Genomic DNA, 12,306 nt, shown 5'->3' on the forward strand with positions numbered 1-12,306 from the left:
TCTCAAAGATCAAGTCCTCTGAAGAGGACTAAGAAAACTCATTAGTCCTCTTCAGAGGACTTCATTTATTAGACAGGGGTTTTAACCCCTGACGGCTTCAGCTTAAGTAGGACTTACATATGGGGCTCCAGAAACCGGGTTTTTGAGAGAATCTTTGGGTAAAAATGAAGTATTTTCGTCAAAAAACCCGGTTTCTTTGGTTGGGTGCGTAATTCCTATTTATTCTTGTCTCTAAGAGTAATAGTTTAAATCTCTAACCGACGATCGTACCTTCTTAAATATGGAAAAACCTTCTAACCTCTTACTAAAACTTACCCGTAACCTATTTACTGACACCACAGAACAAGAAAGATTTATCCAAGCGATAGTCAATCCTCAACCCTTTAATCCTTGCATACTTTGGCTACAACCCAAACCAACAATCCACCCTTTTACTGTTGAAACTCCCACACCTTGGCAACCCGAATTTGTAGATAGACTTGCTATCAACACCAAACCCGGAAAACATCAACTCCACGAAAGCGGACATTATTACTGTCTTGATTTTTCTTCAATCTTCGCCGCCTCCATATTATTAACTATATCTCAACCAGGTAAACTAATCTTAGATATGTGCGCCGCACCGGGAGGTAAAAGTATCTTTGCTTGGAAAAAATTACACCCAGAATTACTCATATCTAACGAAGTTATTGGCAAACGCATCGGAATGTTAATCTCTAACCTCAAGCGTTGCCAAATTAGCCAATCGGTTGTCACCAGTGCCGATTCAGAAAAATTAGCAGAAATTATACCTCAAACTGCTAATCTAGTAATAGTAGATGCACCATGTACAGGTCAATCATTACTTGCTAAAGGAGAAAAAGCCCCCGGATGCTTCCATCCAGTAACCATCAATAGTAATGCTAATCGTCAGAAAAGAATTTTAGCTAACTCGGCTAAAATAGTAGCACCACAAGGATATCTCGCCTATATGACTTGTACTTACTCACCCGCAGAAAATGAACAAGTCACAGAATGGTTTATCGCTAAGTTTCCCCAATTTCAGCCAGTTGAAGTTCCTGATTTGGCAGCTCATCAATCTCATTTAACAAATTTACATTGCTATCGGATGTGGCCGCAAGATAGACTAGGAGCAGGTGCTTTTACAGTTCTATTTCAAAATCAAGAGGAAGGACGGATAAATCAACTCTCAGCAGATTTCTTAGATGCTACCAGATTTAAGTTGTAGGGTAGGAGTGCTTGGAAAATACATTTTTTAATGTAAGATATAAATTATGGCAGCACCCAGCTTAGTACAAATTTTAAAAATATCCTGGCGATTGAAATCGCGGCTAGACAAACAAAGTCCGCCTACGCGGACTAATAAGATTTACAATGATTTTATCTCAATTTGTTTTCACAACTACATCTCGAATCACTCGCTGCTGGCGAAGACAAGGGAAACTAATTTCTTCAATTGTCTTGACGATCGGTTTACTGATTTTAGGAGGTTGTCAAAATTATCCAAATTCCCAATCTAAAAACAGCGGCACTATTTATCTTACCCTGTGGCATGGCATCAACCCGCCGCCAAATCGCGACATATTTCAATCTCTCGTAAACAAATTTAATCAAACTCACCCCAAAATCCAAATCCAAGCACTCTACGTTGGTCAACCAGACCAACAGATGCCAAAAATATTAACCTCAGTAGTGGGAAATACACCGCCAGATTTACTCTGGTACAATCCCACCATTGCAGGTCAGCTAGTAGAATTACAAGCAATTAGACCTTTAGAAGAATGGTTAGATAAATCTCCCCTGAAAGTAGAAATCGATCCAGCTTTATTTGAGTCAATGGAACTCGACGGCCACACTTGGTCAATTCCCTTGGGTACTAACAACACTGCTATTTTTTATCGTCCTAGCTTATTTAAAGAAGCAGGTATCAAAAAATTGCCTGAAACTTGGGAAGAGTTTAGAATTGCCGCGAAAACTCTTACTCAAGATCGAAATAAAGATGGGCGTAAAGAGCGATACGGTCTGATGCTATCGCTAGGCAAAGGAGAATGGGTAGTTTTTACTTGGTTGCCCTTCATGTTCAGTGCTGGCGGTGAATTTGTTAATAGCAAATCAGAACTGGGAACACAAATAGAAAATATTCAATCAGCAATTCCTAGTATAGATAATCCAGGTGCGATCGCGGCCTTGCAATTGTGGCAAAATATCCTCAAAGACGGATCGGCAACACTTTCCGCACCAGAGAGAGGTTACGAACTCGATAATTTCATCGCTGGCAAAGTGGTCATGCAAATTACTGGGCCTTGGACGCTATTACAATTGCAGCAAAGCGGCATAGATTACGGCGTGTTGCCAATCCCAGTCCTCAAACGCCCAGCGGCAGTCACGGGAGGAGAAAACCTATATGTAATGAAAACGTCACCTCAAAGAGAACGAGCAGCCTGGGAATTTTTAGAGTATGTTCTAAGTGAAGAATTCCAAACAGCTTGGGCATTAGGCACTGGATATCTGCCAATTAATCTAAAATCAAGAGAAAGTCAGACCTACCAGGCATTTGTCGATCGCAACCCAGTTTTGCGAGTTTTCCTAGAACAAATGAAATCAGCGCGATCGCGACCCATTATTTCCGGTTACTCTCGGTTGTCCGAAAATTTAGGTCGTGCCATAGAAGCAACCCTTTTAGGCAGCCGCCCGGAAGATGCCCTCAAGGACTCTCAAAAGCGTTTAAACTTAATTTTTAATAAGTAGTAATTGGTAATGGCTAATGGCTAATAGCTAATGGAAGACAGGCTAATGGAAGACAGGCTAATTACCCATCCTCCCCATCTCCCCCTCTTTCCCTAGTCCCTAGTCCTGAGCATCGTAGTCCCTTCTTCTATAATTGGTAGGTGCGTACCTCACTTGCAATCGCTACATAGCCGTTTTCAATTTGCTAGGTACGGCTTTTAATTAGCAATTAGCAATTAGCAATTAGCAATTAGCCTGCGATCGTCTAAGTAAAAAGCGCTATAGGTTCTAACCCGATCGGCAACAGATCGCCTACCATCAGCTATAGAAGCATTTTTTCCCTGCTGTCAGGGCGGCTCGCAGCTCTTGATGCCCCATCCACGACCTACCCCTCCTGCAAATCCCAATGGAGACAAAGTTCCTTAACTTTATTAAAGGACAAACTGGGCGATACCTCCTAACAGTAGCCGCGATCGCCGCTCTCTACTTTTTGGCTGCCAAATTTGCAATCTCCAGCCTGATGCTGAGTTCAGAAGTGTCACCCATGTGGCCGGCGGCCGGAGTTGCCCAGGCCGCACTGCTGCTATTTGGGCCTTCCCTCTGGCCGGGAGTAGCGATCGGCGGCTTTCTATTCACTCTTTCCGAGCAACCCGGATACTTGATAGCAGCATTAATGTCAGCCACCGGCAGAACCTTGCAACCCCTGTTTGGGGTGGCCCTGCTGCACCACATCGGTTTCTCAGTTAAGCTCGATCGCCTCAGAGACGTTTTGGGACTCGTGATCTTAGGTTCCTTCGGCTCCGCGATCGTCAATTCCACCATCGGGACTTTAAACGAATGTCTATCCGGTTTATCGGAGTGGAGCGATTTTGCCGGCACTTGGGGGACATGGTGGTTGGGAGACGCAATGGGAATTTTACTCGTGGCCCCCGTCCTCTTAACTTGGCAGAAATGGCCCGAACTCCCGCAAAAACCCAGACACAGTGTTGAAGCTGTTATCTGGTTTCTAGTGTTAGTAGCAATTTGCTGGCTCGTCTTCTGTTCCCGAACCAGAGCCGCCTACGCTCGCTATCCCCTAGAATACTTACCCTTTCCCCTAGTAGTTTGGGCAGCCTTCCGCTTTGGTCAATGCAGTACCGCGATCGCCAACCTGATCCTCTCCTCCTTTGCGATTTGGGGCATCGCCCGGGGTTCTGGCCCCTTTCTCAAACACGCTAACAGCACTCCCCAGGCAATTTTATCCCTACAAGCCTTCATCACCGTCATCGCCGTCACCGCCCTCGTTTTAGCCGCCACAGTCGCCGAACGCCAACAAGCAGAAGCCTCCCTGCGAGCCAATGAAGCCAGCCTCGCCAACGCCCAACGTATCGCCCAATTAGGCAACTGGGATTTAGACATTACAGCAGGCCAATTGCGGTGGTCAGACGAAATTTACCGGATTATTGGACAGCACCCTGGAGCTTTTAAACCCAGCCAAGAGAAATTTTTACAGTACGTTCATCCTGAAGATCGAGAATTAGTCAGGCAATCGATCGATCTCGCCATATATGAGAAAAAGGCTTATAGAATAGACTACCGACTAATTCTGCCCGACGGGAGCGATCGCACAGTCTGCGAACAAGCCGCCGTTACCAGCGCCCGCATTGCCAGCACCATTCAAGATATCACCGACCAAAAACTAGCAGAAGCCGCCTTGCGATCGAGCGAAGAAAGATTTTCTAAAGCCTTTTACTCTAGTCCCGTCGGTATCAGCATCAGCACCCTCAAGGATGGATGCTTTGTAGATGCTAATGACAGTTTCCTGCGACAACTAGGCTGGCATCGCGAAGAATTCATCGGTCGTACATGGACGGAGTTACGAATGTGGGTCAATGCCGAAGACCGCGACAGCATCGCCCAACAATTGCAACAACAAAACTCCGCTAGAAACTGGGAAGTTAACGTTTACACAAAATCTGGTGAAATTCGCGATTGGCTACTCTCAGTAGAACCCATCGACATCGGCAGACAACAGTGCGTCTTAATTATGGCAAGTGACATCACCGAACGCAAACGCGCCGATGAATTTCGCAAAGGGAAAGAAGCCGCTGAAGCTGCCAACCGTGCTAAAAGCGAGTTTCTCGCCAATATGAGCCACGAATTGCGAACTCCTCTAAATGCCATCATTGGTTACAGCGAATTGATGCGAGAAGATGCCGAAGAACAAGGTTTAGAAGAATTCGCCGACGACCTTTTAAGAGTTAACAATGCAGGCAAACATTTATTAGCAATTATTAAAGATATTCTCGACTTCTCAAAAATAGAAGCAGGCAAAATGAGCCTAGAGTGGGAAACCTTCAGCATCCCCATGCTCATTCAGGAAGTGGTAGCAACTGTCAAACCCCTAGCCGATAAAAATTCCAATATCTTTAATATTAATTGTGCTGAAGATATCGGGGATCTGTACTCGGACTTGACCAAAGTTCGCCAATCCCTGCTTAACCTCCTCAGCAACGCTTCTAAGTTTACTAAATCTGGTGCGATTTCTTTGACAGTCACCCGCGAAGCAGGGGAGATGGGGAGAGGAGGAGAAGGGGAAGATGGGGTACGCAGGAGAATTTCTTCTAACTCCACACTTAAGCATGGCGAAGCTTTGGGAGGAACCAAGCAATCTTTGCAAACCCCGCAGTTGTGGGAGGAACGAAACAATCTCTCCAAACCCCGCAGCTTGGGTAAGGAGGAAGGCTTGCGAGTAACGAAGCAAACTGAAGGTATCTCTCCCAAATTGACAGAATGGATCGTCTTTACTGTCAGCGATACTGGAATTGGCATGAGCCCAGAACAGTTAGAAAGAGTGTTCGATCCGTTTACGCAAGCAGATTCTTCAACCACCAAAAAGTACGGCGGTACTGGCTTAGGGCTAACGATTACCAAAAAATTATGCCAGATGATGGGGGGAGATATCAGTGTTAAGAGTGAGTTAGATAAAGGTTCCACTTTTACTATGTGGCTACCGGCTACTCTCGACCAAATATCAACATCTATGGGTGATTCAGAGGCATCTCTATGAGTTTATTATTCGCTCGCCTCTGCAATCAGATCTTTACTAAATTTACCAGACCGCAGCCAATAATGTTTACTGCTGGATTTGTATTGATTTTAACTTGTATATTTTTGAAACTCCTGGCAGTTAAATTTAAAGAAGATCAGACATTTACGCGCAACTTGCTTTACCTTAGAGGGTGGGATAAAACTCTCAACCAGGACGTACTTAAATTTAGCTATGGGCTTTTAAATTACTACGACCCGATCGCGATTCGCATCACCTATCAAGGTCAACTCGCCACCCAAAGCACGATCCGAGACATTACCGAGCGCAAGCGCATACAACAAGAGTTAGAGTTAGCTAAAGTGCGGCAAGTGCTACTAAACTTGCTTAGTAATGCTGCCAAATTTAGTAAGGAAGGTACGATTACGCTCTCAGGGAGTAGAAAGCAGGGAGATGGGGAGATAGGAAGACGGCGAAATCGGGGAGATGGGGGAAATTTGCTTCCTCTTCCCACTCAAAACCGCCTTGACGTAGCCTACCCGGAGAGTTTAACTTTGTCAGGAACAAAGGAAACTGAAGGAATTTCTCCAAGCTCTTTCCAGTCTCAACCGGAAAGCATTACGAGTGCAACGCTGCCATCTCACAACTACCAAGACTTGGGAGTCCAACACCACTATCTCAAAATTTCCGCATCTTACATCTCTAACTTGATAATTTTTCAAGTCCGCGATCTGGAATTGGTATGGCTAATAACCAATTCCAGCATATATTTCAAGCATTCCCCAAGCTGACGCTTCTACTACCCGCAAGTATGGAGTTACTGTTCTGGGACTAGCTATCAGCCAACAGTTCTGTAAAATGATGGGGGATGAAATTATAGTTGAAAGTGAGATAGGTGTTGGCTCTACTTTCACCGTGTTCTTTCCCGACAATGTGGACTATCCTCTAAAAACTAGAAATGAGTTGACAACTAATAAATTAATAAATATAGCGTAACTATAAATTATGCACCCTCACCTCAAGCGCCAACTTCAAGAGCTCGGCCTGAGCCTAGAGTCCCCGCCTCTGGGTGCACAGCAGTGGCAGCAATTTCTAGAGCAGGTGAACGATCGCTATAGCCGTCAAGAACAGGAGTTAATTGATACCGAACCGCTCGATGCAGAGGCGGAGACTCTGGACTATGAAGCCTCTGGCTTGTGGGAAGTGGATGGACTGTCGGCGGTACTGGATAGTTTAGGCGTGGGACTTTGTACTTTAGATGCTAGAGGCTACGTGCTCTATATCAACCCCGAAGGGGAACGCTTACTGGGGTGGGGGTTTTCAGAACTGGCTGGTGCGCCTCTGTTGGCTCGAATTGGTGTCACGTTGGGGAAAGCAGGGACAAGGGTACAAGGGGAACGGGGAAGCAGACAGGAAGGAGCATCTGAGAGTGAGATTAAGGCACGGAAAACTCAATTATCTCTTAGGGAAGCGATCGCCATCGGTCAGGCTTGCAGCAACTCAGATGGTAAGTTCCTCTGTCAGGATGGGACGATTTTATCAGTTTCCTACTTTTTTAATCCGATTGTAGGTGGAGACGGTAGTGGTGTTTTGGTGTTTTTTGATATTGCAGAGCGCCAGCGTTTGATGGGAGAGTTAGAGCGATCGCTCTCTATGTTACAAGCAGTATTTGAATCCACAGATGCGGGTATTCTCGCACTAGATCGCCAGGGAAAAGTCAGTAATTTTAATCAAAAGTTTGTGGAAATGTGGGGTTTAGTTGATAATTCCATGCTTTTAGCGCAACCTGGCAATGGCCCGCCCACAGCTCTCCCGTTCGTGATCCGCCAGTTGAAATATCCCCAAGCTTTTCTCAAAACTGCAATCAAATTGTCGGCTGAGCCGGATGCACAGATTAACAATTTGTTAGAATTTAAAGATGGGAGAATTTTAGAGGTAAGTTCTCACCCTTCCCAAGTTGGGAAAAAAATTGTCGGTCGAGTATGGATATTTCGGGATGTGACTGAGCGCCAACAAGTAGAAAAAGACCTGGAATATCGGATTCAATTTGAGCAGCTAATTACCAATTTGTCAACCCACTTTATTAGTTTATCTCCTCTGGAGATAGATTTGGGCATTCACCAAGCCCTGGAAGAGATTGGCAGATTAAGTGCTGTTGACCGCAGTTATATATATCTATTTGCTGATGATGGCACTCAACTAGAAAATGTGTGTGAATGGTGCGCGGCGGGGATTGATAGCCAAGAGGGCAGACTTAAAACAGTGAGGCGATCGCAAATTCCCTGGATCGTAGAACAACTCGATCGATTTGAAAATGTTTACATTCCCGAACTAGACAACCAACCGACTAATATTTTAGCGGAAGTAGCTTGTCTGCGCGATCGCCATCAGGAAGAGACTTTTTCTGCTCCTCTCTGGGATAGCGCTACAGAAAAAATGCAATCGGTAATTATTATTCCCTTAGTCTGTAGTAAGGAACTGGTAGGGTTCCTGGGATTCGATGCCCTACCATCCCCAAAAACGCGATCGCCAGAAATATTAACCCTATTCAAAATGGTAGGAGAAATGCTGGCAAATGCCTTAGAGCGCAAGCGCGCAGAAGCGGCTCTACGGCAAGCAGAAATTAAATACCGCAGCATCTTTGAAAACGCAGTAGAAGGCATATTTCAAAGTACCGCCGATGGGCGGTACATCAGCGCCAATCCTGCCCTAGCCCACATTTACGGCTACAGCAACCCCGAAGAAATGCTGGCACAACTGACAGACATTGGCAGCCAACTTTATGTAGACCCAAACCGTCGCCAGGAATTTCTAGCAGCGATGGAGACGCAGAATGAAATCTTGAGATTTGAGTCAGAAGTATACCGCCGAGACGGTAGTATTATTTGGATTTCCGAGAACGCACGTGCAGTTCGGGCATCGGGGGGTGCGATCTCCTGTTACGAAGGCACTGTTGAAGATATTAGCGATCGCAAAAAAGCAGAAGTATCTTGTCAATTAGCCCTAGAAGCCGCAGAATCTGCCAACCGTGCCAAAAGTACGTTTCTCGCCAATATGAGTCACGAACTGCGAACGCCTTTGAACGCGATCATCGGTTACAGTGAAATGCTTGCTGAAGAAGCCGAAGATTTAGCAGTCAAAGATTTCATCCCCGATCTTGATAAAATCCGTACCGCAGGTAAACATTTACTCTCTTTGATCAACGATATCCTAGACATCTCTAAAATTGAAGCAGGGCGAATGGATGTCTACCTAGAAAACTTTGACATCCCTGCCTTAATTGATGGGGTTGTCGCCACCGCCCAACCCCTAGTCGAGAAAAACGGCAATACTCTGAAAGTGTTATGCCCTAACAGCACCGGCACTATGTATGCGGACGTGACTAAAATGCGGCAGATACTTTTAAACCTGCTCAGTAACGCCGCCAAGTTCACTCAGGAGGGTACAATTACGCTTACTGTCGAAAGAGTTAAAAATGAAAAATTGATCGGCCCAGAGGTCAATCTTATCCCCGAACAAAGTCAGGGGACATTGCTACCGATCCTGCAAAACCCAGATATACTTTCGCAATTTTTAATTTACGATTGTGATTCTTTAATTTTTCGGGTTGCTGACACGGGGATTGGGATGAATCCACAACAGTTGAAGCAGTTGTTTCAACCCTTTACTCAAGGAGATGCTTCTACCACCCGCAAATACGGTGGTACTGGTTTGGGCTTAGCTATTAGCCAACGATTTTGCCAAATGATGGGTGGCGACATCGCCGTAGAAAGTGCATTAGGAGAGGGTACAGTCTTTACTGTGGTATTGCCCAGCGAATTTAGCGATCGCCAAGCCGAAAACCCAGAACCAGAAATCACCGATCGGCCCCCAACTCCGATTACTTCTGGGACAGTGCTAGTAGTTGACGACGACCAAATCGCTCGCGATCTGATCGAGCGATCGCTCACTCGTGAAGGACTGCGGATCGAAGCAGCCGCCACTGGCACCGAAGCATTACGGCGGGCCAAAGAACTGCGCCCAGACGCAATTACTCTGGATGTGATGATGCCAGGAATGGACGGCTGGGCAGTGCTAGCAGCCCTCAAAGCTGACCCCGATCTTGCCGATATTCCCGTCATCCTGCTATCGTTTGTTGGCAACAAAAGCCTGGGATTTGCCTTGGGTGCATCGGATTACCTCACCAAGCCAGTAGATGGCAAGCGCCTCGCTCATCTTTTGAGCAAATACCGACGCGACCTAAACTTTACCAGCGGCAGTTTAACTGGTCAAATTCTGATTGTGGAAGATGATCTTGCCACCCGCGAAATGCTGCGGCGCATACTGGAAAAAGAAGGCTGGCTAGTGGCGGAAGCCGACAGCGGTCGCGCAGCCCTTAAGCAGCTAGCTTTTGCACCGCCGAACCTAATCCTGCTCGATTTAATGCTGCCGGAAATGGATGGTTTTCAGTTTATTTCTGAAATTCAGAACTCGGCAAGTGACGATCCGATACCAATCATCGTCATCACCGCTAAAGACCTCACGCCTGGAGAACGCCTGCACCTTAATGGTTACGTGGAGCAGATCCTACAGAAAGGAGTTTACAGTCGAGATGCTCTCCTGCGGGATGTTCGCGCTCTAGTAAATGCCAGCCTTGGCCGCAGGCAGGGCACGCCCAGGAAGGAGGAAACTAATGGCTAAGATTCTGCTGGTTGAAGATAATGAAATGAATAGGGATATGCTCTCTAGGCGCTTGGCTCGCAAAGGACATGAGGTGTTGATTGCGGTTGATGGTGCCGAGGGGGTAGAGATGGCTCGCTCGAAGGTGCCGGACTTGATTCTGATGGATATGAGTCTGCCAGTGTTAGATGGATGGCAAGCAACGCAGCAAATTAAGGCTACGCCGGAAACTAATACTATTCCTGTGATTGCCCTGACGGCTCATGCGATGGCGGGGGACAGGGAGAAGTGTTTGGCTGCTGGCTGCGATGACTATGATACTAAGCCGGTGGAGTTTCCCCGCCTGTTGGGGAAGATTGAGATGTTACTGAGTAGCCGCGCAGTAAATTAGTCACCACTGACCTCAGTAGAGGTAGGATGATGGTCTAGAGCAATCATCAAGGCGATCGGGACGTTTTTATTTGCTGAATTGTTAAGAGAAAATTTTATCTGTATGACAGACAGTTGGAACGAAGGTGAATTGCGATCGCCACGCCGGATATTAATTACAGGTGGGGCAGGGTTTATTGGCTCGAATTTTGTCCATCATTGGTGCAGCAGTTATCCTGATGACAGAGTAGTAGTCTTAGATGCTTTAACTTATGCGGGCAACCGCCAAACTTTAGCGAGTTTGGAGGGTGGCGAGAATTTTCGGTTGGTTGTCGGTGATATTTGCGATCGCGCTTTGGTAGATACTTTACTGCAAACGGAAAACATCGATACTGTCGCCCACTTTGCGGCTGAATCTCACGTCGATCGCTCCATTTTAGGGCCAGCAGCTTTTGTTCAAACCAATGTAGTCGGCACATTTACCCTCTTGGAAGCTTTCCGTCACCATTGGCAAAGTCTCTCCATCGCACCTCACAAGCCGCAGGGAGTCTTCCTCCACGTTTCTACTGATGAAGTTTACGGTAGTCTCAACCCAGAAGATCCAGCCTTTACAGAAACGACACCATATTCTCCTAATAGTCCCTATTCAGCATCGAAAGCTGGTAGCGATCACCTCGCTAGAGCCTATTTTCACACCTACGGTCTACCGACAATCATCACGAATTGCTCAAATAATTACGGCCCTTACCATTTCCCAGAAAAGCTAATTCCCCTGATGTGCATTAATATGCTCTTAGGTAAGCCCCTACCTGTTTATGGAGATGGGCAGAATGTACGAGATTGGCTTTATGTTATCGACCACTGCCGCGCTTTGGATTGTGCGATTCATCGAGGAAAACCTGGGGAAACTTATAATATTGGTGGCAATAATGAAGTAAAAAATCTGGATTTAGTACGGATGCTATGCCAATTAATGGATGAATTGGCGAGTGATTTACCAGCGCGTCCCTGCGAACAGTTGATTACTTTTGTCAAGGATAGACCCGGACACGATCGCCGCTATGCTATTGATGCCACCAAAATTAAAGAAGAATTAGGCTGGAGTCCTTCAGTAACAGTTAAAGAAGGGTTAAGGCTAACGGTAGAGTGGTATTTGGCTGAGCGCGATTGGTGGGAACCGCTATTATCTGAGGAATATCAAGCTTATTATCGCCAGGTTTACGCTTAGAGAAGAAGAAATAATCATCGGCTGCTCTATTATCATCCGTTCTCTAATTTGTCAAGTTTATTAAGATTTAATGAAGCTTAATCCAAAGGGCAGAATTATCGAGTGATTCTGGCTGATAATTTGAATGTAGTCCCTGATTTAAAGAGTTACCGAACTCAAGGACAAGCTGTTGTTTTTAAGGGTGCGATCGCTCGTCTACGAGATTTCCACAACAGGGAAATACTATTAATTATCGCTATCAGACAGAGATAGTAGTTTTTGGTGGCGCGATCGTAGGCTAATGGCTAATGGCTAA

Annotated in this window: 7 protein-coding genes and 1 pseudogene; all 8 read left to right on the plus strand. The window is 45.9% G+C overall.

Going from position 1 to position 12,306, the window contains the following annotated elements; translation table 11 throughout:
- Window positions 1-280: 280 nt before the first annotated feature.
- Window positions 281-1,228, plus strand: a complete 948-nt coding sequence (locus tag PN499_RS03975) for an RsmB/NOP family class I SAM-dependent RNA methyltransferase (protein WP_272030405.1) — start codon at window positions 281-283, stop codon at window positions 1,226-1,228.
- 146 nt (window positions 1,229-1,374) lie between these two features.
- Window positions 1,375-2,748: an ABC transporter substrate-binding protein gene (locus tag PN499_RS03980; protein WP_272030406.1), complete on the plus strand. Its 1,374-nt coding sequence runs from the start codon at window positions 1,375-1,377 to the stop codon at window positions 2,746-2,748.
- Window positions 2,749-3,133: 385 nt separating this feature from the next.
- The gene (locus PN499_RS03985) at window positions 3,134-5,776 is read left to right on the plus strand and encodes an MASE1 domain-containing protein (RefSeq protein WP_272030407.1); all 2,643 of its coding nucleotides are present in this window, start codon (window positions 3,134-3,136) and stop codon (window positions 5,774-5,776) included.
- Window positions 5,777-6,114: 338 nt separating this feature from the next.
- Window positions 6,115-6,199: pseudogene (locus PN499_RS29640) on the plus strand (ATP-binding protein); the annotation flags it as partial.
- A gap of 393 nt (window positions 6,200-6,592) precedes the next feature.
- A complete protein-coding gene (locus tag PN499_RS29555) occupies window positions 6,593-6,751 on the plus strand; it encodes an ATP-binding protein (protein ID WP_334311653.1) in 159 nt (52 codons plus the stop codon).
- 9 nt (window positions 6,752-6,760) lie between these two features.
- Window positions 6,761-10,435 (plus strand): response regulator, encoded by a 3,675-nt coding sequence (locus tag PN499_RS03995; protein WP_272030408.1) that lies wholly within the window; start codon window positions 6,761-6,763, stop codon window positions 10,433-10,435.
- Window positions 10,428-10,805, plus strand: coding sequence for a response regulator (locus PN499_RS04000; RefSeq protein ID WP_019487575.1), 378 nt, complete (start codon window positions 10,428-10,430; stop codon window positions 10,803-10,805). The genes PN499_RS03995 and PN499_RS04000 overlap by 8 nt, the downstream gene beginning before the upstream one ends.
- 102 nt (window positions 10,806-10,907) lie before the next feature.
- Entirely contained in the window at window positions 10,908-12,011 is a 1,104-nt protein-coding gene (gene rfbB, locus PN499_RS04005; RefSeq protein ID WP_272030409.1) for a dTDP-glucose 4,6-dehydratase, read from the plus strand.
- The last annotated feature ends 295 nt before the right edge of the window (window positions 12,012-12,306 follow it).

It is taken from the genome of Kamptonema animale CS-326, assembly GCF_028330895.1.
In the GTDB taxonomy this organism is placed as follows: Bacteria; Cyanobacteriota; Cyanobacteriia; order Cyanobacteriales; family Microcoleaceae; genus Kamptonema; species Kamptonema formosum.

Excerpts from the sequence above, each read along its gene's own strand:
- PN499_RS03975 (WP_272030405.1), top strand. The coding sequence starts at position 281 with ATGGAAAAACCTTCTAACCTCTTACTAAAACTTACCCGTAACCTATTT.
- PN499_RS03980 (WP_272030406.1), top strand. The coding sequence starts at position 1,375 with ATGATTTTATCTCAATTTGTTTTCACAACTACATCTCGAATCACTCGC.
- PN499_RS03985 (WP_272030407.1), top strand. The coding sequence starts at position 3,134 with ATGGAGACAAAGTTCCTTAACTTTATTAAAGGACAAACTGGGCGATAC.
- PN499_RS03995 (WP_272030408.1), top strand. The coding sequence starts at position 6,761 with ATGCACCCTCACCTCAAGCGCCAACTTCAAGAGCTCGGCCTGAGCCTA.
- PN499_RS04000 (WP_019487575.1), top strand. The coding sequence starts at position 10,428 with ATGGCTAAGATTCTGCTGGTTGAAGATAATGAAATGAATAGGGATATG.
- rfbB (WP_272030409.1), top strand. The coding sequence starts at position 10,908 with ATGACAGACAGTTGGAACGAAGGTGAATTGCGATCGCCACGCCGGATA.